The 22,429-nt window shown below is 69.5% G+C and carries 22 protein-coding genes; 10 read left to right on the plus strand and 12 right to left on the minus strand.

Features of this window, described 5'->3' with window-relative positions:
* Nucleotides 1-257: 257 nt before the first annotated feature.
* The 6 genes from ACQP03_RS21410 to ACQP03_RS21435 all read right to left on the minus strand — a co-directional run bounded on the left by ACQP03_RS21410 (nucleotide 258) and on the right by ACQP03_RS21435 (nucleotide 6,741).
* A complete protein-coding gene (locus ACQP03_RS21410) occupies nucleotides 258-875 on the minus strand; it encodes a response regulator transcription factor (RefSeq protein ID WP_357124820.1) in 618 nt (205 codons plus the stop codon).
* Entirely contained in the window at nucleotides 872-2,032 is a 1,161-nt protein-coding gene (locus tag ACQP03_RS21415) for a sensor histidine kinase (RefSeq protein WP_433458112.1), read from the minus strand. Before ACQP03_RS21415 ends, ACQP03_RS21410 begins: the two co-directional genes overlap by 4 nt.
* On the minus strand, nucleotides 2,011-2,832 hold the full coding sequence (locus ACQP03_RS21420) for an ABC transporter permease (protein ID WP_357124811.1): 822 nt from the start codon (nucleotides 2,830-2,832) through the stop codon (nucleotides 2,011-2,013). The genes ACQP03_RS21415 and ACQP03_RS21420 overlap by 22 nt, the downstream gene beginning before the upstream one ends.
* Nucleotides 2,829-3,668 (minus strand): ABC transporter ATP-binding protein, encoded by an 840-nt coding sequence (locus tag ACQP03_RS21425; protein WP_363661130.1) that lies wholly within the window; start codon nucleotides 3,666-3,668, stop codon nucleotides 2,829-2,831. Before ACQP03_RS21425 ends, ACQP03_RS21420 begins: the two co-directional genes overlap by 4 nt.
* Before the next feature lie 173 nt (nucleotides 3,669-3,841).
* Entirely contained in the window at nucleotides 3,842-6,007 is a 2,166-nt protein-coding gene (locus ACQP03_RS21430; protein WP_433458115.1) for an FtsX-like permease family protein, read from the minus strand.
* Entirely contained in the window at nucleotides 6,004-6,741 is a 738-nt protein-coding gene (locus ACQP03_RS21435; protein ID WP_357125693.1) for an ABC transporter ATP-binding protein, read from the minus strand. The genes ACQP03_RS21430 and ACQP03_RS21435 overlap by 4 nt, the downstream gene beginning before the upstream one ends.
* A 406-nt stretch (nucleotides 6,742-7,147) precedes the next feature.
* Between ACQP03_RS21435 and zwf the strand changes: the two genes are divergently transcribed.
* On the plus strand, nucleotides 7,148-8,641 hold the full coding sequence (gene zwf, locus ACQP03_RS21440) for a glucose-6-phosphate dehydrogenase (RefSeq protein ID WP_433458117.1): 1,494 nt from the start codon (nucleotides 7,148-7,150) through the stop codon (nucleotides 8,639-8,641).
* A gap of 268 nt (nucleotides 8,642-8,909) precedes the next feature.
* Here zwf and ACQP03_RS21445 read toward each other — a convergent pair whose 3' ends face one another.
* Nucleotides 8,910-9,002, minus strand: a complete 93-nt coding sequence (locus ACQP03_RS21445) for a hypothetical protein (protein WP_433458119.1) — start codon at nucleotides 9,000-9,002, stop codon at nucleotides 8,910-8,912.
* A gap of 77 nt (nucleotides 9,003-9,079) precedes the next feature.
* Nucleotides 9,080-10,651 carry a nucleotidyl transferase AbiEii/AbiGii toxin family protein gene (locus tag ACQP03_RS21450; protein ID WP_433458121.1) on the minus strand — a complete coding sequence of 524 codons (1,572 nt, stop codon included), beginning with the start codon at nucleotides 10,649-10,651 and terminating at the stop codon, nucleotides 9,080-9,082.
* A gap of 100 nt (nucleotides 10,652-10,751) precedes the next feature.
* On the opposite strand from ACQP03_RS21450, the gene ACQP03_RS21455 reads away from it, so the two are divergent.
* On the plus strand, nucleotides 10,752-11,207 hold the full coding sequence (locus ACQP03_RS21455) for an Rv0361 family membrane protein (RefSeq protein ID WP_357124792.1): 456 nt from the start codon (nucleotides 10,752-10,754) through the stop codon (nucleotides 11,205-11,207).
* Between the two features lie 209 nt (nucleotides 11,208-11,416).
* On the plus strand, nucleotides 11,417-11,833 hold the full coding sequence (locus ACQP03_RS21460) for a hypothetical protein (protein WP_396832344.1): 417 nt from the start codon (nucleotides 11,417-11,419) through the stop codon (nucleotides 11,831-11,833).
* Nucleotides 11,834-11,855: 22 nt separating this feature from the next.
* Here the strand turns inward: ACQP03_RS21460 and ACQP03_RS21465 are convergent, their stop codons facing one another.
* Both ACQP03_RS21465 and ACQP03_RS21470 read right to left on the minus strand, forming a co-directional pair.
* The gene (locus ACQP03_RS21465; protein WP_357173979.1) at nucleotides 11,856-12,248 is read right to left on the minus strand and encodes a nuclear transport factor 2 family protein; all 393 of its coding nucleotides are present in this window, start codon (nucleotides 12,246-12,248) and stop codon (nucleotides 11,856-11,858) included.
* Nucleotides 12,249-12,459: 211 nt separating this feature from the next.
* Nucleotides 12,460-13,059, minus strand: coding sequence for a TetR/AcrR family transcriptional regulator (locus tag ACQP03_RS21470; RefSeq protein ID WP_357124786.1), 600 nt, complete (start codon nucleotides 13,057-13,059; stop codon nucleotides 12,460-12,462).
* A 92-nt stretch (nucleotides 13,060-13,151) separates the two neighbouring features.
* Here ACQP03_RS21470 and ACQP03_RS21475 point away from each other — a divergent pair, with 92 nt between their 5' ends.
* The 4 genes from ACQP03_RS21475 to ACQP03_RS21490 all read left to right on the plus strand — a co-directional run bounded on the left by ACQP03_RS21475 (nucleotide 13,152) and on the right by ACQP03_RS21490 (nucleotide 16,499).
* Nucleotides 13,152-14,120 (plus strand): NADP-dependent oxidoreductase, encoded by a 969-nt coding sequence (locus ACQP03_RS21475; RefSeq protein WP_357173982.1) that lies wholly within the window; start codon nucleotides 13,152-13,154, stop codon nucleotides 14,118-14,120.
* Nucleotides 14,121-14,622: 502 nt separating this feature from the next.
* Nucleotides 14,623-15,000 carry a hypothetical protein gene (locus tag ACQP03_RS21480; RefSeq protein WP_357173985.1) on the plus strand — a complete coding sequence of 126 codons (378 nt, stop codon included), beginning with the start codon at nucleotides 14,623-14,625 and terminating at the stop codon, nucleotides 14,998-15,000.
* A 13-nt stretch (nucleotides 15,001-15,013) separates the two neighbouring features.
* Nucleotides 15,014-15,862, plus strand: coding sequence for an alpha/beta fold hydrolase (locus ACQP03_RS21485; protein ID WP_433458125.1), 849 nt, complete (start codon nucleotides 15,014-15,016; stop codon nucleotides 15,860-15,862).
* A gap of 106 nt (nucleotides 15,863-15,968) precedes the next feature.
* Nucleotides 15,969-16,499 carry a VOC family protein gene (locus tag ACQP03_RS21490; RefSeq protein WP_355047774.1) on the plus strand — a complete coding sequence of 177 codons (531 nt, stop codon included), beginning with the start codon at nucleotides 15,969-15,971 and terminating at the stop codon, nucleotides 16,497-16,499.
* Between the two features lie 157 nt (nucleotides 16,500-16,656).
* Here the strand turns inward: ACQP03_RS21490 and ACQP03_RS21495 are convergent, their stop codons facing one another.
* A complete protein-coding gene (locus ACQP03_RS21495; RefSeq protein WP_433458127.1) occupies nucleotides 16,657-17,754 on the minus strand; it encodes a tartrate dehydrogenase in 1,098 nt (365 codons plus the stop codon).
* The gene (locus tag ACQP03_RS21500) at nucleotides 17,751-18,440 is read right to left on the minus strand and encodes a GntR family transcriptional regulator (protein ID WP_357124771.1); all 690 of its coding nucleotides are present in this window, start codon (nucleotides 18,438-18,440) and stop codon (nucleotides 17,751-17,753) included. Before ACQP03_RS21500 ends, ACQP03_RS21495 begins: the two co-directional genes overlap by 4 nt.
* A 178-nt stretch (nucleotides 18,441-18,618) precedes the next feature.
* Between ACQP03_RS21500 and ACQP03_RS21505 the strand changes: the two genes are divergently transcribed.
* The 3 genes from ACQP03_RS21505 to ACQP03_RS21515 all read left to right on the plus strand — a co-directional run bounded on the left by ACQP03_RS21505 (nucleotide 18,619) and on the right by ACQP03_RS21515 (nucleotide 22,402).
* Nucleotides 18,619-19,797 (plus strand): MFS transporter, encoded by a 1,179-nt coding sequence (locus ACQP03_RS21505; RefSeq protein WP_433458130.1) that lies wholly within the window; start codon nucleotides 18,619-18,621, stop codon nucleotides 19,795-19,797.
* Nucleotides 19,798-19,892: 95 nt separating this feature from the next.
* A complete protein-coding gene (locus ACQP03_RS21510; protein ID WP_433461197.1) occupies nucleotides 19,893-20,741 on the plus strand; it encodes an NAD(P)-dependent oxidoreductase in 849 nt (282 codons plus the stop codon).
* Nucleotides 20,738-22,402, plus strand: a complete 1,665-nt coding sequence (locus ACQP03_RS21515) for an FAD-binding dehydrogenase (RefSeq protein ID WP_433458132.1) — start codon at nucleotides 20,738-20,740, stop codon at nucleotides 22,400-22,402. The genes ACQP03_RS21510 and ACQP03_RS21515 overlap by 4 nt, the downstream gene beginning before the upstream one ends.
* Nucleotides 22,403-22,429 lie beyond the last annotated feature (27 nt).

The raw sequence follows: 22,429 nt of genomic DNA on the forward strand, positions 1-22,429 counted from the left end.
AAGCGGCACCCGGTGGCGCGAAATGTCATTTCGCGTCCCACACCACGCATCGATAAAGGCTGAAGCTAGCCCTCTTTCGATATCGACCTCAAGGCGACGAGGCCGGTGTTTCCGTTCCGAACAGTCCCGAACATGTCTCGGAGATCCGGCAGATCGCCTATTGCGGGTGGCCCCTTGCGCATCGAGGCCGGCATGTTCGAGTTCCACTGGGAGGACCAGCGGACACCGCTTCGCGTTGCTGGGGCGTACCCGTGGGGTCAGATCAGGCCATGGTGCAGCGCCGTGGTGACGGCGGCCGTGCGGTCGGCGACGTCCAGCTTGCCGAAGACGCGTAGTAGGTAGGTCTTCACGGTGGCCTCGCTGAGGTAGAGCTCCCGCCCGATGTCGGCGTTCGTGAGCCCTCGCGCGACCAGGCGCAGAACCTCGGCCTCGCGGGCCGAGAGGGCCGGCGGCGCGGGGTGCCGCACCTGTCGCACGAGCGTGGCGGCGACGCTCGGCGCGAGCACCGTCTCGCCCCGGGCCGCGGCCCGGACCGCCTCCGCCAGCTCCGCCGGTGTGGCGTCCTTGAGGAGATAGCCGCTGGCGCCGGCCTCGATCGCCCGCAGGATGTCCCGATCCGCTTCGTACGTCGTGAGCACCACCACGCGGACGCCCGGAACGCGGGTGCGGATCCGCCCGGTCGCCTCGACTCCGTCCCCGCCCGGCATGCGCAGGTCCATGAGCACGATGTCCGGGTGCTGCTCAGCGGTGAGCCGCACGCCCTCCGGCCCCGACGACGCCTCGCCGACCACCGTCAGGTCCTCCTCGGCGTCGAGCATGCCGCGCAAGCCCATCCGTACGACCGGGTGATCGTCGACGAGCACGATGCGGATCACGCGGGCACCTCCAGCTCGACGATCGTGCCGCCCGCCGGTCCGCCGTGGACGGTGAGAATGCCGTGCACCTGCTCGGCGCGCGAGCGCATGCCGGCGAGCCCGAACCCATCGAGGCCGTCGGACGCGAACCCGCGTCCGTCATCCCGCACGACCAGGCGTACGCCCCGGTCGTCGTACGCCAGCACCACCTGCACCTCGGTGGCGTGCGCGTGCCGGCGTACGTTGGTCAGCGCCTCCTGAGCGGCCCGCAGCAGGACCACCTCGACCGGTGTGGGCAGCTCCCGGGGCGCCCCGATCACCCGGACGGTGGCGGTCACGCCGGTTTCCTGGCTGAAGTAGGCGGCTCGACGGCGTACGGCGTCGGGCAGCGACCCCGACGCGAGCGCGGCGGGCGAGAGCGCCGCCACCAGGGCCCTCGCCTCGGCCAGGTTCTCCTTCGCGGTACGGACCGCCAACGCCAGACGCGCGTCGCGCAGCTCCGGGTCGTAGGCCTGCAGCAGCGTGACGATGCTCGTGAAGCCCTGCGCGAGCGTGTCGTGGATCTCGCTGGCGAGGCGGGCCCGTTCGGCGGAGATCCCCGCGTCGTGCGAGAGGCGGGCCACTTCGGCACGGCTCGCCTCGAGCTCGTCGATGAGGGTGCCGCGCTCCACGTTCTGCCGGATCACGCGCATGATCCAGAAGCTGACCCAGATGCTCGCCGTCCCCGTGATGACCGCGATCAGCAGATCGGTGGGCACCGCGTGCGGCTCCTCGACGAGGTTGACCGCCGGGGTGACCAGGTTCGCGAGGATCGCCAGCACGATCCCCGCGCGCACGTCCGTGAGCTGGAAGATGAGCGGGATGACCGCGAACAACAGCCAGGTCGCGAAGGGTGCGGCCGCCACCGCGACGACGTAGAACGTGAGGTACGTCAGCAGGACTGCCAGGGCCGCGCCGTCATCCGCGTTGCGCCGGATCTGCCGCCGACCGACCGTCACGTGCAGCATCGCCATGGCGGCGATGGCGCCCACTGCCAGCCAGCGGCGCCACAGCAGGTGACCGTCGATCACCACGGTCGCGGCGGCCACCGCCGCCGCGACCAGTCCGAAGTAGGCGTCCCACCAGAACAGGTAACCGGCGTGCGCCTCACCCTGCCTCAGCGATCTTTCTGGTTCCACCGGAAGGTCACCAGGCATAGCACCAATCCGATCACAGTCCAGGCGCCGAGCACCAACGCCGTGCGGCCGAGCTCCCACCGGCCGTTGGCCTCCAGTGCCCTCATGCTGTCGGGCAGAAAGACGTAGCGGAAGCCTTGACTCATCCATTTCACGGGAAAGAACGAGGCCACCACGATCAGCCAGTGCGGCAACTGCGTGATGGGGTGGATGAAGACGCCGGAGATGAATTGCAGCGCGACCACCGGCACGTTGAGGATCGTCCCCGCCGTGCGCGCGTGCGTGACCATCGCGCTGACCGCCACGCCGAGCAGCCCGCACGACGCGGTCGACAGCAGGAAGAGCCAGCCGAACGTGAGCCAGTGCGACGTGTCGGGCAGCGGTATGCCGAAGACGAGCGCACCTACGCCGACCAACACGACCACCTCGGCGATGCTGAGCACGAGCACCAGCACCAGCTTGCCGATCAGATACGCGGCCGCCGGAAGCGGCGTGCCGCGCAGGCGCTTGAGCGTGCCGTCCTCGCGGTCCATCGCCAGCCCCGAGCCCATCGTCACGAACGCGGTCGACAACGCGCCGTACGCGATCATGCTGGCGGAATAGACCTGACTCGCGCTGACGCCGCTCCGGTCGTCGCCGCCGTCGAAGATGGTCCCGAACAGCAACAGAATCATGGCCGGAAACCCGAAGGTGAACACCACGGCGGTGCGGTCACGCAGAAACATGAGCAGCTCGACGCGCCCTCGGTTCAGCCCGCTTGCCAGGGTGGATGGAAGGGCGGCCGACAGCAGGACGGCGGTCATTCCCCCGCTCCGATCAGGGTCAGGTAGACGTCTTCGAGGGTCGGACGGGTGACCGTGAGGCTGCGCAGGTCGGCGTCCTCGGCGACCAGCCGGCGGACCAGATCGGTCGGATCGGTCACCTTCTCCACGCGCCGCCCGTCGTTCTCCCGCCAGCTCACCGTGGCGGTGCCGACCGTGCCGCGACCGCCGAGCGTGGCGGGAGTGCCCTCGGCGACGATGCGACCGCCCGCGAGCACCGCGAGCCGGTCGGCCAGGGCCTCGGCCTCCTCAAGATTGTGGGTGGTGAGCAGGATCGTGGTGCCCTCTGTGACGAGCGAGCGCATCAACTCCCAGACCTGCCGGCGCGCCTGCGGGTCGAAGCCGGTCGTCGGCTCGTCGAGGAAGAGCAGATCCGGGCGTCCCACGATGCCGAGCGCCACATCGACGCGGCGACGCTGCCCGCCGGAGAGCGTACGGATCCTGCTGTCGCGCTTCTGGGTCAGACCGACCAACTCGATCACCTCGTCGGCCGGCCGCGGGTCGGAATACAGCCCGGCGATGTGCCGTACCAGTTCGCGGACGGTGAGGTCGGCCGCGTCGTCGGCGTTCTGCAGGACGATCCCGATCCCCGCCCGCCACGCCCGTCCCGCGGTGCCCGGGTCCTCGCCGAGAACACGGACATCGCCGGCGTCGCGGCGGCGGTGTCCCTCAAGTATCTCGACGGTGGTGGTCTTGCCCGCTCCGTTGGGGCCGAGCAGCGCGAAGGCCTCGCCCCGGGCGACCGTGAGATCGATGCCGCACACCACCTCGTGTCCCTGATAGGCCTTGCGGAGGCCGATGACCTCAATGGCTGTCATACCGTCGACAGTGCCGGTCACGGCCCTTCCCGCGGAACGACCGCTCGACCGTCAGCGACTGTCCATCGAACGGTGGACCTCATCGAGCTGGGCGAGCAACTCGGCTTCGACAGCACCTGACGGGGGACGACCAGCCGGCGTCGAGCTGCTAATTCACCCGGTCAGTTTGCGCGTCACTCCCTGGAACCCGCGGCGCGGACCGGTGGGGTCCGCAGCAACCGCCGAACCGGCAGGATCGTGGTTACCAGGGCCAGCGCGGTCGCGCCGCCCAGCACCGCGGCCCAGCCCAGCGGTGGGACGTACGGGATCAGCGTGCCGGTGAGCGCGTGGACGACCGCGATCAGCGTCATCCCGGCGATCGCCACACCGAGCGTCAGCGCCGTCGCGAGCAGGCCCACCTGTTCGGCTTCGACCATCCGCCGGACCTGCCGCCGGGTCACCCCGGCCAGGCGGAGCACCGCGAGTTCCCGGCTGCGGGCCAGCGCGGCCATGACCATGGTGTTGCCGGCGGCCAGGGCCGAATAGCCGACCAGCACGGTGATGAGCAGCTTGTTGAGCCAGGCTGAGATGGCCAGGTCGCGGTTCAACCGCCCGGTCACGGTGCCGGCGTCGGTCACCGTACCGAAGGCGGCCAGCCGTTGGTCGACGTCGCCGGTGGTACGCACGAGCATCTCGTCGTAGACACCGCGTTCCTGTGGCAGCAGCACGTCGCCGAAGCCGAGCCCACGGTCGTAGGTCGCCACCAGGCGCGGATGGACCGGTGTGCCGTCCGCCAGCCAGATCTCGGCCGTCTGGCCGACCTTCCAGCCCGAGGACGAGGCCTGCAGGGCCGAGGCGGCGATGGTTCCGTCGGTCAGCTCGGCCAGGCTGCCCTCCCGCACCTTCACGTCGATCGTCGACGTAAGCCCGCTCGGGTCGACCGCCCGGGCGACGACCGGCTCAGCACCGTCGAGGACCCGGACCACCACCGACGTGTTCCGGACGCCGGTCGCCGCCTCGACCCCGGGGATCTGGCGTACGTTCGCCACCTCCGTCGACGAGATGCCGTGCGGCGCGGTCAGCACCCGGTCGGCCAGCATGCCGTCGCGGCTCTGCGTGACGGTCTGCCGCTGGAGATTGTCCTGGAGGAACCAGACCGAACCGCCGAAGCCGATCGCCAGCACGAGCGCGCTCAGCACGACCGACATCCCGCGCGCGTTGACCCGCAGGTTGGCCGCCGCCAGTTCCCCGGGCGCGCGCCACACCGTCCGCAACACCGGCGACATCAGCCGGGCGGCCAATCCGTTGATCCAGGGCGCGAGCAGCGCGACGGCGATCACGAGCAGGTAGAGCATGCCGACCGCGGTGGCCAGCGCGGCCGTGCCGGACAGCCCGGCGGCGAAGAAGAGCGAGACCACGCCGCCGCCCAACGTGACCAGGCCGGAGACGAGCCGGATCCGGCCGCCGCGAGTTGGTTCGATCGCGGCCTCACCGAGCGCCTCGGCCGGGCGGATGCGGGCGATGCGCCGCGCCGCGATCCACGCCCCGGAGGCTGCCACCAGGACGGTCACCGCGACGGCGGCCGCAGCGGCGACCCCGGCGTTGACGATCGGAAAGTCAGCGGGCAGGAAGCCCTGGATGACCAGCTGGTGGTGCACCCAGTTGGTGGACCAGAGACCGGCGGGCACACCGAGCACGGCGGACGCCAGAGCCACGAGGACCCCCTCGGCCACGACCAGCAGGCGCGCCTGGCGCGGGGTGGCGGCTACTGCCCGCAGCAGTGCCAGGTCGCGGCGACGATGCCGGACCGACAGGCCGATCGTGCCCGCCGCCACCCCGACGATCAGCAGGACCACGTAGCCGCCGAACGCCGAGCCGGCCGTGAGCAGGAACGAGCGGGCCGCGATCGAGTCGGACTGCTCGGCCCAGCCGCGGTCCATCCCGGTGTACGACTCGACACCGGCCTGCCGGGCGAGCCGGTCGATCGCCCCGTACGCGTCCGCGCGGGCCTGGACTTCGACAGCCGACGCGACGCCACCCTCGGCCCCCACCAAGCGGACGTCGGTGACGCCGGGGAGCGCGCGGATCTCATCGGCCAGCCCGACCGGGACGGTGCCCTCGGGCAGCGGCACCCGGGTGGTGGTCGTGTCGCCGAACTCCCTGGTGGTCACGGTCAGCTCCCGATGGGCGACCACCACGTCGGCCGCCGCGAACTGCTCCGGTGGGGGCCGGAACAGCAGCGCGGACTGCACGAAGACCGCCAGGGTCATCAGGATCATCACCCCACCGGCCAGGGCCACCAGGGTGGCGATGGCGGAGGCGGGGCGCTGCCGGAGCAGACGCAACGCGAGACCGGTCATCGAATGGCTCCCGTCATGCGCGTCGTGGCCAGCACCTCGGCGATCTTCTCAGCGCCCAGGGGCGGCAGGTCGCGGACGATGCGACCGTCGGCCAGCACGAGCACGCGGTCGGCGTAGGCGGCGGCGACCGGGTCGTGGGTCACCATCACCACGGTCTGGTGGAAGTCGTCGACCGCCGAGCGCAGCAGGGCCAGAACGTCGGCGGCCGACTCGGTGTCGAGGGCCCCGGTCGGCTCGTCGGCGAAGATCACGTCGGGCCGGACCGACAGTGCCCGGGCGATCGCGACCCGCTGCTGCTGGCCACCGGAGAGCTGGGACGGCCGACGCGACCGACGATCCGCCAGCCCGACGCGTTCGATGACCTCCGCCAACCATCGCGGATCGGGCCGCCTGCCCGAGAGCTTCGAGGGCAACTCGATGTTCTCGTCGACGGTGAGCGCGCCGACCAGGTTGAAGGCCTGGAAGACGAAGCCGATGCGATCCCGCCGCAGTTCGGTCAGCTTGGTCTCGGAGAGCGTGGACAGCTCGGTGTCGCCGATCCAGACGTGGCCCGACGTCGGCCGGTCGAGGCCGGCGGCGGTCTGCAGCAGCGTGCTCTTGCCGGAGCCGGACGGACCCATGACCGCCGTGAACGTACCGCGGGCGAAGCTCGCCTCAACGCCTGCGAGCGCAACGACCGGCTCCCCGTCGGTGGCGTAGGTCCGGCTGACTCCTTCGACCCGGACCGCGACCATGTCGATCATCACTAGGCCTCTCGGTGTGCGCTTTTCGCTGACACCCGAACGCTAGGTCGCCCGGCGGCCGAGATCGCTGAAGCCAGCGGGCGTCTTCCGGTACAGCAGGCTGTACCTCCAGTGGCGTCCGGCCCGAGCGGTCCAGCCACCAGGGGCAGGGCGACGGCCGAGAGGTCCCGGACTGGGCCTGAGCGGCCTTACCGCCCAGCTCTGCGTGCCGATCCGGCTCAGCGGCGGGGCACCCGATCGTCACCGGGTCGCCGACCCCCCGGCCGGCATGCGACGCTCAAGCTCCGCAACCAACGGGCCACGCCGGGGGGCCGCCGGACACTACCGCCACACAATCCCCGGCATGACAGCACTGCACCCCCAACCCACACCCCTTGTGCCCGGAGGAACGCAGATCATGGACCACGCATCCCCGCTCATCCAGGAGCGGAGTGCCCCGCCGGCCACGCTGGTAATCTTCGGTGCCTCCGGTGACCTGACCCGGCGCAAGCTGCTGCCCGCGGTAGAGAGCCTGGCCCGGCACGAGCGGCTCCCGGACCAGTTCGCGCTCGTCGGTGTCGCGCGCACGTCGATGACCGACGAGCAGTTCGCCGAGAGCGCACTCGGCGAACACGCCGTCGCCAACAAACGCCAACTCCAGGGCGGCGTGCGGTACGTGGCCGGCGGCTACGACGACCCGGAAACCTACAAGCGACTCGTGGAGACCCTCGACGAACTCGACGCACAGCGGGGCACGTCCGGCAACCGGCTCTTCTACCTGTCCACCCCGGCCGGGGCCTTCGAGCCGGTGATCAACGGACTGGCCCGAGTCGGGCTGAACCAGCCACGCGAAGGCTCATTCTCCCGCCTGGTCATCGAGAAGCCGTACGGGCGGGACCTGGTCACGGCACGCGAACTCGATGGCGTCGTGCACAGCGCATTCGACGAGCACCAGGTCTTTCGTATCGATCATTACCTGGGCAAGGACACCGTCCAGAACGTCCTGGCGCTGCGCTTCGCGAACTCGATCTTCCAGCCCATCTGGGATCGCTCCTGGGTCGACCACGTGCAGATCACCGTCGCCGAGACCCTCGGCGTCGGCAGCCGCGGCGGCTTCTACGAGGACGCCGGCGCGATGCGGGACATCGTGCAGAACCACGTGCTCCAGGTCCTCGCGCTGGCACTGATGGAGCCGCCGGCCTCATTCGAGGCTGAGGGCCTGCGCAACGAGAAGGTGAAGCTGCTGCAGGCGATCCGCCTCCCCACCGACCGGGACATCGCCGACGCCGCGGTCCGGGGTCAGTACACCCGGGGCGGCACCCGAGAGGAGCTGATGGCCGGCTACCGCGAGGAGGCCGGCGTTGATCCCCTGTCGCGGACCGAGACCTACGCCGCCATGCGGCTCAACGTGGACAACTGGCGCTGGGCCGGGGTGCCGTTCTACGTACGCACCGGCAAGCGCCTGCCGGCCCGGCTCACCGAGGTGGCACTTCAGTTCCAACGGCCGCCGCACCTGCCGATCCCGACCGATCAGCTCACCGGCCTCGACGCTGACGCGCTGATCCTGCGGATCCAGCCGAACGAGGGCATCTCGTTGCGTTTCGGCGCCAAAGTGCCGGGCCACTCCTTCCGGGTCCGCACCGCCACCATGGAGTTCTCGTACGACCAGACGTTCGTCGAGGAGTCCCCGGAGGCGTACGAGCGGCTACTCCTGGACGCGCTGATCGGTGACGCGTCGCTCTTCATCCGCAGCGACGAGGTGCAGCAGTGCTGGAGGATCGTCGACCCGATCATCGACAACTGGGCAAAGGACGAGTCGCCGATACCCACCTACGAGGCCGCCTCCTGGGGCCCGACCGACGCCGACCGGCTCATCGGCCGAAATGGCCGCAAGTGGCGCAACTCCGCGTGACCCTGCCACGAGACGATGGACGGGTCCGTCGGTCGCGGCGCACTCGGCCACCTGCGGTCGGCCGAGGGCGAGCGGCAGCGGCGTGGCCAGCCCACGGGGTGGTCGGGACGGGTGGGCCGACTGCCTCCGGGTGGTCGGCCCGCCGGCCGGGCGGCCGTAACGTCACCCCGTACTCGGTCGGAGACCCGTTCGTCCTCGGCACGACGCGAAGCGCCGGTCGCGCCCGCAGGGCGACGACCGGCGCCGTCGATCAGGGGTAGCGGGCTCCTCAGGGGACGAGTACGACCTTGCCGAGCTGCGTGCGGGCCTCCATCAGCTCGTGCGCCTTGACCCCCTCGTCGAGGGGCAACCGCGTGTGCACGATCGGACGGACCCGGCCGGACGAGCACTGACCCCGTCCAGCGCCGGGACACCCAGCACAAATATCCGCCTGGCGATTCAGCTCCAGGCGTGATCGAGGGCCAGCGCCAGCCGCCTGGTCCACTGATCGGCGGTGCCCGTGATACCGGGACACTCGTCGGTGAAGTTGATCCAGTCGACCTGCCAGGACAAGGCGGTTTCGGCAGTGAAGTTGTCCGCTTCGGCGCCGAGTTCGGGTCGCATGAGCTGGCGGACGAGGGCTCGGTCGACGGTGGTGTGTTCGGCGAGTAGGACCGCGTCGTAGAGGTCCTTGCCTTGCGGGTACCTGTCGGTGGCCAGCCACAGCAGCTTCCACGCCAGCGCCAGCGAGGCGGGCGCGGCCAGTACCGGCTGATCGATGTCAGGCAGTGTCAGCACCTCTGGTGGGAGGGGAAGCTCTTCACCGAAGACGACGTCGACCTGTACGTGGCCGTCCGGCGCCCCCGGGGTGCTGAACGGGATCACGAGGCGGCGTCCGTCAGCTCGTTCGTACGTCCAGATGGCGGCCTCGGTTATCCGGTCTGGTTGCAGGCCGGCGCCGGGCACGGTTCGCACGGCGGTCTTGATGTCATCGAGCAGCGCGCGAGCGTCGGTGCTGTCGCTGGCGATGGTGTGCGGAGTGACGACGAAGTCGAGGTCGCCCGGCGCGCGGGCGGCGTCGCCGACCCAGGTCGCCATGGTGACGCTGCCACGCAGGACCAGGTGCCGAACCCAGGTTGTTGTGGCGATAGCCGCCAGGACGTGATTCATGGCGGCACGCCGGGCGGTGGTCCACAGCTGGCCGGTGGCCTCCACGACGAAGTCGGGCTCTCCGGCGTGGTAGGCGTTCGGGTACTGCCGGAGAGCGGGGTCGAACGCCGCCTTCTGACGCACGGCCGGGCTGACGGGTAGCGGCCGGTAGGTCGGCGGGTAGTCCGGCGAGCCAGCCGGCGCCGACCTCATCCGGTTCTCACGCTCCCGCGCCCAACCGCTCGCCCTCGGCGTGGCCGACTCCAGCCAACCGTGGTCGTGGTGCAGGTCGCTGTCGGAGACGACGTACTCCTGCTCCACGGCCCTAGGCTCGTGGCCGGCGGCCCGGAGGGTCGCGACAAGCTCGTCCAGCCGCCGCCCGGCCGTGGCGAGCCCGACACCGTGACATCGCTGGTTGACGAACCGTTCCTGCGCGCCGTCCACCAGCTCCCGGCGAGCGTTACGTGACAACCGTGCCCCGTGCGGAGCGACCAGGTCAGTGAGAGCCATCAGATCCGCCACCGTCGTACTGGGGAGCAGCAGTTTGACGTGGTGCTCGAAGTACCGGTCAGCGGGTTCGACTGCCGCCTGCTCATCCGACTGCGGTACGCCGACGCACCACGGCGCCGCCTCGATCTTCGAACGGCACGGGTGGATCCCTGCCTCGCGCAGTTCGCGTCGCCAGTGCCGCACCGCGGCAACCTGATCGGTCAGGGCGCCTCGGCCGGTCAGGGTGAGCATCGGTTGAGAGACGTTGGCGCCACGATCGAGCACGATATGGACGAACTTCAGGCCGCGTTTGGCGGCGAACGCCGACAGCTTCTCGGCGTGATGAGCGAACGCCGTGATGTGGATCTCGAAGTCCCCCGACACCGCAAGCACCGGCGGAGTTTATGGCACGGCCAGCAGGCCGGGAAACGCGATTCCCGCACGGCATGGACGGGGCACCGAGGATTTCTCGCATCCCCTACCGTCCATACCCATGACCCACCCGTACCAGATGCCCCAACCGCCGAAGCGGCGGACGTTGCGAACCGTGTTGATCGTCGTCGGCGTGCTCGTCGTGCTGTGCTGCGGCGGTGCCGGCATCGGCGGCTTCTTCCTGTACAAGGGAGTCAAGGGGGCAACCGATCCGGCGCGGCAGGCCGCCGAGTCGTTCGTCAGCGACCTGGAGGCGGAGGATGCGGACGCGGCGTACGGACTGTTGTGCGGCGACACGCGCGTCAGGTACACGAGAGAGGCCTTCGTCCAGGGCGTCGCCAAGCAGCCGAAAATCCGCGGCCATAAGGTCACCGGCGTCAATGTGTCGAGCGTCAACGGCCGCACGTCCGCGACGGTGAACATGGCCCTGACCCTGGACAGCGGCTTCACCGACCGGCACCTGTTCGCGTTGGTGAAGGAGGACGACGCCTGGAAGGTGTGCGGCCAGCCGTACTGAGCCCGCGCGGGCGTAGGTTCCGCGGCGAAAACCCGTTGTCGCACACCGTGGGGTCGCCGAGCATGGGCGATGTGAGCCGAAGCCTGCGTACAGATCCCCGGGCGCGTCAGGCGCTCCGTCGCGCTCCGGGGTTGGACCGGATCCGGATCCACGTACACGCAGCGCGACCGGGATTCGCGCATCCGGCCAGCGGATGTGACGTTCGTGAGGTGCTGGAGGTCGTCGGGCCCGCCGCCTGGTACGGACTACGCGTCATCGAGTTGCGGCAGACCGAGGACTTCGACCGCCGATCAGTCCTCTACGGCAAGACCAGAGCACCGGGCGAGATCCTTCTCTACGAACAACCGGCACGCGAAGCGGTTCGGCTGCGGGACTTCATGCGATTTGACGTACTGCTGCACGAGCTTGGCCATCATCTGCTTCAACACCGTGTGCGAAAGGTGGGCAACGTCCAGCGACGGTCGGACCACGAGCGATTCGCGGACACCTTCGCTGCCCAGTGGAAGCCCACTGTCCAGGCTGCACTGAACGCCTCACGAGAGCAGCTCTACCCGCCCGGCTCCACCACCACAATCACCGCGGCCCCACACCGCTACCGCCGGCAAACCCGCCCATCACCAGGTTGACCAACGTCCCTGGGCAATACACCTAGCCGGTGGTCGCCTCGCGCTGGATCTGGTCGAATTCGGCGCCCATCGCGGCGGCCAAGGCCTGCACGGCGGACAGCGGACGAACCATGACCGTAAACTGGTCGACCAGGCCGCTCTCATCCAGATGCAGGAAGTCACAGCCTTCTACGGCGACATCACCCATCCGCGCCTCGAACACCAGCGCGTGATCCCGACCGCCCTCGCCGCTCAACTCCCGGACGTACCGGAAGTCCTCGAACACCCGCAACACACCCCGCAGAATCGCGGCAGTGATCGGCTTGCCCTGGTAGGGCTTGAACGCGACCGGGCTGCGGAACACCACGTTGTCGGCCAGCGACGCCTCAATGGCGTCGAGATCGCCCGCTTCGACCGCCGCACGAAAGTCGATCACCGTCCCAGCGTACGGGCTCGCCGTTTATCTTGGGTCGGCCGATCCGCTGGTGGATTGTGCGGTGATGTTGCGTCATAGACATGTCCATGACGTTGCTTGCCACCATGCTCAACCAGGTGCGGCCGGCGGTCTCCGTTCCCCCGTAAGCGCGTTCAGCCGAGCGAACCCAGACGCGCCAGCAGCATCGGCGGTCAGACCCTGTGTTGCGGCGTCAAGGGGCGGCTGGCGGCGGGTGGGGCAGCGGGTGGGCACCTTCCGGACGTAGGCCGTCGAAGATGATGGCAAGGTATCGCTGCCACAGGTCGGGCGGGGCGTCCGGCACGTAGCTGGTGACGTAGTTGGGTGCGCACATCAGCAGGATGACGTCGGCGCCGGTGACGTCGGCCCGCACGGCGCCGTGTTCACGAGCCCGATCGACAAGCTCGTGCACTGTGCGGAACATCTGCTCGCGGGCCCTGGTGACGTCCGTGTTCAGTTCGCCGGCTTCCTGCAGGAACGACAGGTCGCGCTGCCGTTGTTGGTCTGCGGCGACGGTGAGGAACTCCAGCAGCGCGGCACCCGGGTCCGCTGCGTCGAGCAACTGTTCGCCGACGGCGTTGAGCGCGTCGATCCGGTCGAGGACGATCGCGGCGAGCAGGTCATCCTTCGTGGCGAAGTGACGGAACAGGGTGCCCTTGCCGAGGCCGGCCCGGCGGGCGATGTCGGCGACCGAGACGTCCAGGCCACGCTCCGCGAACTCATCGGCGGCGGCTGCCAGTAGCAGCCGCCGGTTTCGGGCGGCGTCGGCACGCAACGGGCGGGTCGAGGTCACGCTGCCACCCTAGCAAGTTGACCGCGCGGTCCGTTTATTGCTAGCTTGGCGACCGATAACATGACCGCCCGGTCCGTTTATGGAGGAAGCGCATGAAGGCAGTTGTCGTGACCGGCTACGGGCCGCCCGAGCAATACACCGTGGGGGACGTGCCGGTGCCCCAGCCTGGGCCGGGGCAGATCCAGGTCCGGATCGCCGCCGCCTCGATCAACCCGGCCGATGTCCGGCTGCCCAGCGGCGATTTCCGTGACGTCGTGCCACTGGAGTTCCCACACGTGCCGGGCAACGACTTCGCCGGCACGGTCAGCGAGGTCGGCGTGGGCGTGATGGCCTACCAGGTCGGCGACGAGGTCTTCGGTCAGGCTGTGCCGCGGGCGCTGCGGGCGATGGCCGGTACGACCCGGCCGTCGCTGAGCACCGGCTCACTGGCCGAGTATGCGGTCTTCGAGGCCGACACCCCGTTCCTGGCGCACCGCCCGGCCGGCCTCGACATCGAACAGGCGGCCGCCCTGCCCATCGTCGGCCTGACCGCACGGGCGCTGATGGCAACCGCCAAGGTGCGGCCAGGAGAAACCGTCCTGGTCGTCGGCGCGACCGGCGGCGTCGGAACCGCGGTGGTCCCGCTGCTCGCCGCCGCGAAGGCTCGGGTGATCGCCACGGCGACCGCCGCTGACGCCGGCATCCTCCGCGCTCTCGGCGCCGACCAAACCATCGGGTACGCGGAATCCGAATACCCCTCCGACGTCGACGTCGCGATCAACCTGACCCTGCCGAGTGACGACCTTGCCGGAGTCGCAGGCGTCATCCGCCCGGGTGGACGCCTTCTCACGATCACTTACCCAGTACCGCAGCAGGACTGGATTGGCCGTGACGACGTCGGTCTGCATTTCGTGCTGGACATGGACGGCGCCTTCGGCGGGATGCGGGAAGTCGGTGAACTTGCGGTCCGTGGAGAACTACCGGCCACAATCGGCCGCCGCTACACCCTCGACCAGGGCGCTCAAGCATGCGTCGACTTCGTCCGCCGGCACACGACCGGCAAGCTCGTCGTCACGATGTGAAACACACTGCCATCAGCGCTTCTCGACAAAGACTTTTTACCACCCCACGCGCGCGCGACAGGACCCTCACGTGACAGCTGACATCCGCGAACTCCAGCAAGCATTCGACCACGCCGAACTGCACGCCGACACCGACCGCTTGAACGCCCTGCTGGCGGATGACTTCATGTCCATCGGCGACCCAGCCTGAACGCCTCATCAGCGCCCACTGGGCATCGGGCAGATCGGAGGGGTAGCCAAGACGCGCAGCCGCCGCGCCACCTGCCGGCCCGGATCGCCGTTGTTATGCGGCTACGCGGCCCACAAGGACCCTTCCCAACCACGCTCTCATGGGATCTCACCAGTTACGTGCCCGGAACCTACCTGGTCGCGGTAGCTTGACCTCAGGCGCGCAAGGACTGGTCGATCATGGCCGATATGGCGGTTCGTGGCGGCGACAGCTCTACGCCGTCTGGAAACAACTCGGAGAGGAGCTATTGAAAAGTGGCTCACAACAGGCTGCTTGAGCGGCTTCGTCCGGCGGCCCGCGCTCGCTGAGGCACAGCGCGATCGGTCCATCGCGCCGGCCCGCGAGGTGAAGACGGTCGAGGAAAAGGCCGCGGTTCTCGGTGGCCGCACGATCACCTTGCCGCTGGACGTGACCGATGCGGCGGCAGCCAAGGCAGCGGACGCAACGGCGGTCGAGACCTTCGGCGGGGTTGACGAGGCGGTCGACGACGACGACGCCCGGCTTCGTTCGGCCCGATCGCACACTCGATCGCTGAGCGAAGGCCGACTGCCGTCCGCTGCGATATCGACGCCTGGCGGAACACACGCCCGCCATCGAATTCGACCAGCCCTGAGCGCTGGCCGCGAACCCTGTCTGAACGTCAACCTCTGACTGGAGGGCGGCCATGATCGCAACCTTGAAGGGGTTCAGCCAGCAACTGGTGCCGGCGAATGGCATCAAGGTCAACGCCGTCACCGGAGGCTCAGGCCCGCCGATCCTTCTGCTTCACGGATGGCCGGAGACCTGGTGGGGATGGCACCGTGCGATGCCGCTGCTGGCCGAGCATTTCAGCGTGGTGGCCATCGATCTGCGCGGCGCGGGTTTTTCCGACTGCCCGCTCGACGGCTACGACAAGGCGACGATGGCACGCGACGCGCACGAAGTCATGGTTGCCCTTGGGCATAAGCGCTATGCCGTGTGCGGACATGACATCGGCGGGATGGTCGCCCTGCCGCAGGCCACCACCTATCGGGAGGCTGTCAGCCACCTGGCCGTCCTGGACGTTCCGCTTCCCGGCTGGACCGAGTGGGAGGCGTCGACCGCGAAGCTCTGGCACTTCAGCTTCCACATGAACCGGGATCTGCCCGAGCGCCTGATCCACGGCCGTGAGTATGAGTATATTTCGACCTTCATGGCTGAGCGGTTCTACGATCACAGCACCTTCAATCCGGCGGACATCGAAATCTACGCGAAGGCGATGGCGCTTCCTGGTCGCACCCGCGGCGGCATGGAGTGGTATCGGACCCTCGCCGCCGACCATGCGGCCGCGCTCGACTACAAGAAGCAACCGCTCGATATTCCGGTGCTGGGTCTCGGCGGGGACCAGCGCTTCGGCGCACAGATGGTGCCGATGCTCAAGGAGTTCGCCAGCAATGTGACGGGCGGCCCGATCGCGCGGTCCAGCCACCATCTCGCGGAGGAACGGCCGGATGAGGTCGCGGCCGCCCTGATCGAGTTCCTCACGGCCAAGTGAAGCTCTGCGACTGCGCCATCGCGGGCCGGGCGGATCGCGACACTACGGGCGAACTGCGTTCACACCCCGTGCCGGTCGATCGGTTGAACAAGAAAGGAATACGGTCATGACCCCACCTGTCATTCGCGGCGTCAATCATATCGGCATCACGGTGCCCGACATCGAAGCCGCGAAAACGTTCTTCGTGGAAGCGTTCGGCGCCCAGGTGATCTACCAGTCCTTCGGACCGGAGGATCCGCCCCGACAGGGACCCGAATTCGAGCGGGCCGTTGGCGCTCACCCCGGAACGGCCGTGCGCGCGCAGGCGATGGTCAAGATCGGAACCGGACCGGATTTCGAACTCTTCGAAATGCACGGCCCCGAACAAGCCCAGCCGGTCCGACCGAGTGACTTCGGCATCACGCACTTCGGCCTCTACACCGACGACATCGACGCCTCGGTCGAGCGCCTCAGAAGAGCCGGAGGCACTCCCCTCACGGAGCCTCGCGCTATTCCCTATACCACCGAACAAGGTCCCGGAAACAAGGTCTGCTACTGCCGCACGCCCTGGGGCACGACGATGGAATTTATCACCACTCCGGACCGCATGCCCTATCACGACCAGACGGATCTGCGCAGGTGGCAGGACGAAGACTGAGCAATGTCTCGTAACCCGGTGACGGCCCGCGGTTCGGGCCCCTCATCAGGATCGACGCAAAGGTGCCGCCCGTCGGTACCAGCATCACCCAGAGGAACCGGCATGCCCGACTCCGCGCACACCCAACGGCACCCGGAGCGGTCCGTTCGCCGCCACCTCATGCGGTGGCGGACGGGCGTTCGCTGACCCTCTCGGCGATCGCCCGGCCCAGCTCCGCCGTCGTGCCGGTGCCGTGCAGGTCGGGGGTCAGTGGTGCCTGTCCGGGCCCGTACGCCAGGACGTCCTCGACCGCGCCGAGCAGGTGGGCGGCGGCCTCGGGGTGGCCGAGGTGCTCCAGCATCATCGAGCCGCACCAGATCTGGCCGATCGGGTTGGCGATGCCTTTGCCGGCGATGTCGGGTGCGGAGCCGTGCACGGGCTCGAACAGGCTCGGGTGCTCACGCTCAGGGTTGATGTTGGCGCTCGGGGCGATGCCGAGGGTGCCGGTACAGGCCGGGCCGAGGTCGGGGAGGATGTCGCCGAACAGGTTGCTGGCCACGACCACGTCGAACCACTCCGGGTGGAGCACGAACTGCGCCACGAGCGCGTCGATGTGGAACTTGTCGAGGCGAACGTCGGGGAACCGCTCGCCCATCGCGGCCACCCGCTCGTCCCAGTACGGCATGGAGATGGAGATGCCGTTGCTCTTGGTGGCGGACGTCAGGTGCCGTTTCGGGCGACGGTTGGCCTGCTCGAAGGCGAAGCGCAGGACACGGTCGACGCCGACGCGCGTCATGATCGTCTCCTGTAGGACGGTTTCCCGGTCGGTGCCCTCGAAGATCCGTCCGCCCACGCTGGAGTACTCGCCCTCGGTGTTCTCCCGGACGACGACGAAGTCGATGTCGCCCGGGTGCCGGCCGGCCAGGGGGCTGCGGACGCCGGGCATGAGCCGGCAGGGGCGCAGGTTCACGTACTGGTCGAAGACCCGCCGGAACTGCAGGAGGCTGCCCCAGAGCGAGACATGGTCGGGCACGACCTCCGGCCAGCCCACCGCGCCGAAGAAGATGGCGTCGTAGCCCCGCAGCGTCTGTTCCCAGTCGGGCGGCAGCATCGCGCCGTGCCGCTGCCAGTAGTCGGCGCTGGCGAAATCGAAGCTGTCGAAGGTGAGCGTCAGGCCGAAACGACGTGCGGTGGCGTGCAGCGCGTCGAGGCCGGCCGGGACGACCTCCTTGCCGATGCCGTCACCGGGAATGACGGCGATCCGGTGGGTGGTCACGGCGCCTCCCGAAGCGCCGCGAGGCCGCCCTGCGAGTCCTCGAGCGCGATGCGTTCCGCGGCGGCGGAGTCGCCCGCACGCAGCGCCCGGACCAGGGCCCGGTGGCTGCTGTATCGCTCCAGGCCGAACGTGTCGTCCTCCGCCACCCGTTGCAGAAGCAGCTCCCGACGCTGCGGGCGGGAGAACACGCGGCTCTGCTCGAGCATCCGGACCAGCACCGGGTTGTGCGCGCAGGCGCTGACCGTGTCGTTGAACTGCTGCATGGTGTCGAACAGCTCGGCGAGGTGCCGCTCGACCGGCCCGCCCTGGGCGGACCGCTCCTTGAGAAGGATCAGCAGGTCGTCAGCACGGTCGAGAATGCCGTCCAGCGCGTCGAGCTGCTCGGCGGTGGCGTGTCGGGCGGCGAAGCGGGCGACGAGGCCACGCAGGCCGACCTCCACCTCCGCGAGGTCGTCGATGGCGGCGTCGCGGATGGCGGCGACCAGCACGGTACGCGGCCCGATCCGCTCGATCAGCCCGTCGAGCTCCAGCCGGCGCAGGGCCTCACGCACCGGTGTCGGGCTGACCGCGAGCCGCTCGGCCATGCCGCGTTCGGTGACCTTCTCCCCCGGCGCGAGTTCGCCGGTGGCGATCGCGGTGCGAACTTGTCGGTACGCCTGGTCGGCGAGCGTGCCGGCTGTCGTCATGACCGCACTCTAGCGCATGACATAGCAAGTTCGTTTGCAACTGTTGATGAGTTTGCTACAGCAATTTAACGTGACCTGGGACACAAGGAGGTGGACGTGTGTCCAACCGGCGGATCACGTTCTTCATAGCCCTCGCACTCTTCGCTCAGGAATCAACCTGGACTTCTATGACAATCAGGTGCCCGTGCTGCTGCGCGAGCACGTGACGAGCGCGGCGCTCGTGGGCGCGCTGATGGGGATGGACAACCTGCTGGGAATCTTCATCCAGCCCTGGATCGGCAACCGGTCCGACAACACCCGGACCCGGTGGGGACGGCGGATCCCGTACCTCGCGGTGGGCATGCCCCTGGCCGCGCTGGTCTTCGTCCTGCTGCCGTGGACCACGTCGCTGGCAACCCTGGTCGTGGTGATGTTCTGCTACGCGCTGATCGCCAACACCACACGACCGCTGGCGGAGTCGTTGGTGCCGGACTTCCTGCCCCCACAACGGCGAAGCCGGGCGAACGCCGTCGTGAAGATCGCGACCGCGCTGACCATCATCGTCGCGTCGCTGATCAGCCTGCTCGTGGTGGACGAGCATCCAAGGGCAGCCTTCGTCATCCCGTCGGTGATCATGCTGGCCGCCACGTTCGTGCTGCTGGCCAAGGTGCGCGACAGCCAGTCGGCGGCCTACCAGGCCGCGGTGGCCGAGGAGGCCTCCGCCGGCCCCGCCGCGGTCAGCCAACCGCTGCGGCAGATCGTCTCCGGCCTGTTCACCGACCAGGATCGCCGCCGGCTCCTGCTGCTGCTGACCGTCCTGCTCTTCGGCGGGGCATGGTTCGCCTCCCGGTCGCTGATCACGCCGTACGGCATGGAGGCGCTGGGTCTGAGCCGCGGCGACGCGGGCGGGCTCACCCTGCCCAGCGGCATCGTCTACGTGGCTGCCGCCTATCCGGCCGCACTGCTGGCCGAACGCTTCGGACGGCTGCGGATCATCGCCGTGGGCATCACCGTCTTCGCCGTCGCGCTGGCGGCGGGCGCCATCGTGCAGACCGCCACCGGTACGGTCGTCGCGTTCTGCGTGGCCTCGGCCGGCGCCGCCGCCTTCACCATCAACGCGGCGGTGGCGCTGTGGAACCTGGCGCCGTCCAGCCGGGTGTTCGGCGCCTACACCGGCCTGTACGCGGTCACCTGGTACCTGGGCGGCTTCGGCGGCCCCGCCCTGATCGGCGGCGTGATCGACCTGGTCGGCTGGGACGGGATGCTGCTCTACATCGCGGTGCTCGCCCTACTCGCCATGCTCGTCGTCGTACGTCTCGAACGCCTGCAGCGTGTGCACCCGGCCAACCGGGCCGGCACCCTCACGGGAAGCGAATGATGTCGACCATCCTCATCACCACTGACTACCTCGCCCCCGGTGACGAAGTGGACACCTACCTGACCGGGCTCGGCTTCACGACCCGGCACGACCCCATGCGGGGACCACGCCGGCCGGAGCAGCTGATCGCGGCCCTGGCCGGCGTCGAGGGGGCGCTGATCGCCAACGAGCCGATGACCGCGGAGGTGCTGCGCCAGGCATCGGACCTGCGCGCCGTCGTGCGTACCGGAGTCGGGTACGACTCCGTCGACGTGGCCGCCGCCGGCCGGCTCGGGATCAGCGTGAGCAATCTGCCCGGGATCAACGCCAACGCGGTGGCCGAGTACACCCTGGGGTTGCTGCTCGCCCAGGCCCGGTGCCTGGTGCCGATGGCCGCGGGGGTGGCCGCCGGCGGCTGGCCCCGCGCCGACGGCCACGAGCTGCGCGGCAAGACGCTCGGCCTGATCGGGCGGGGCGCGGTGGCCCAGCGGGTGGCGCCGCTGGCCGCCGTCTTCGGCATGACAGTGCTGTGCACCGGCAGCCTTCCCGCGCCGGTCACCCGGGTCACGCTCAACGAGTTGCTGCGCGCCGCCGACTTCGTGTCGGTCCACACCGCACTGACCCCGCTCACGCGCCACCTCATCGACAGCGCGGCGTTGGCCCGGATGAAGCCGGGCGCGCACCTGATCAACACCGCCCGCGGGCCACTCGTCGACGAGGCCGCCCTGGTCGAGGCGGTCCGGTCCGGCCGGCTGGCGGGCGCAGCCCTCGACGTGGTGGACGTGGAGCCGCTGCCCGCCGACAGCATCCTGCGCGGCGTGGCCGGCATCACTGTCTTCTCGCATATGGCCGGGCAGACTGCCGAGGCCCGGCTGGCCGCGGGGATGGAGGGTGCCAAGGAACTCGTCGCCGCCCTCGACGGCCGGCCGGCCCACTCGCTCACCGAACCGAAGGAGCCGGCATGACCACCACAACAGCGGACGCGGACGTGATGGTGATCGGCGCGGGCCTCGCCGGACTGGTGGCCACCGCCGAAATCGTCGCCGCCGGCCGATCCGTCCTGCTGCTGGACCAGGAGCCCGAGCAGAGCCTCGGCGGCCAGGCGTTCTGGTCGTTCGGCGGGCTCTTCCTGGTCGATTCGCCCGAGCAGCGCCGGATGGGCATCCGCGACTCGACCGAACTCGCCTGGCAGGACTGGCAGGGCAGCGCCGGTTTCGACCGCCCCGAGGACGCCTGGCCACGGCGCTGGGCCGAGGCGTACGTCGACTTCGCCGCCGGCGAGAAACGCGCGTGGCTGCGGAGCCTCGGCGTCAAGATGTTCCCCATCGTCGGCTGGGCCGAACGCGGGGGCTACGACGCCACCGGACACGGCAACTCGGTGCCCCGCTTCCACGTCACCTGGGGTACCGGACCGGGCCTGCTCGAACCCTTCATCGCGATCGTGCGGGAGGCGGCCGGCCGCGGCCTCGTCCGGTTCGCCTTCCGGCACCGGGTCGACGCGCTGACCGTCAGCGACGGCGCGGTGGTCGGTGCCACGGGCCGGGTCCTGGAGCCCAGCGAGGCCGTCCGCGGCAGCGCCAGCTCGCGGGAGGAGATCGGCGACTTCGCCTACACCGCGCAGGCCGTCATCGTCACCTCCGGTGGTATCGGCGGCAACCACGACCTGGTCCGCCGCAACTGGCCGGCACGGCTCGGTACGCCGCCCACCCACCTGATCAGCGGCGTGCCCGCCCACGTGGACGGCCGCATGCTGACCATCACGCAGGACGCTGGCGGCGCCGTGATCAACCCGGATCGGATGTGGCACTACGTCGAGGGCATCCAGAACTGGAACCCGATCTGGGACAAGCACGGCATCCGGATCCTGCCCGGGCCGTCCTCTGTCTGGCTCGATGCGCGCGGACGACGGCTGCCGGTGCCGCTCTACCCCGGATTCGACACCCTCGGCACGCTCGCCCACCTGCGCACCACCGGCCACGACCACAGCTGGTTCATTCTCACCCAGAAGATCATCGAGAAGGAGTTCGCGCTCTCCGGCTCCGAGCAGAACCCGGACCTGACCAGTCGCAGCGTCAAACAGGTACTCGGCCGCCTCCGTGCCGGCGCGCCGGCGCCGGTGGAGGCATTCAAGCAGCGGGGCGCCGACTTCGTCGTGGCCAACCGGCTGGACGAGCTGGTGAAGGGCATGAACGCGCTCACCGACGAGCCACTGCTGGACCCGCTCGACATCCAGCGCACGATCGAGGCGCGCGACCGGGAGCTGGCCAACAGCTTCACCAAGGACATGCAGATCGCCGCCATCCGTAACTTCCGAAACTACCGGGGCGACCGGCTCATGCGGACGGCGGCGCCGCACCGACTCCTCGACCCGAAGGCCGGGCCGCTGATCGCCGTACGCCTGCATGTGCTCACCCGCAAGACCCTGGGCGGCCTGCACACCGACCTCGATGGTCGGGTGCTGGACGGTGCCGGTCAGCCGGTACCCGGGCTCTACGCCGCCGGCGAGGCCAGTGGGTTTGGCGGCGGCGGCATGCACGGCTACCGCGCGCTGGAAGGCACCTTCCTGGGCGGCTGTCTCTTCTCCGGCCGCCAGGCCGGCCGCGCCGTGGCCGCCACCGTCGGATGACCGGCTCGTACCCCCGAAATGAGGAAA

It is taken from the genome of Micromonospora sp. CA-248212 (genome assembly GCF_050948405.1).
Classification (GTDB): domain Bacteria; phylum Actinomycetota; class Actinomycetes; order Mycobacteriales; family Micromonosporaceae; genus Micromonospora.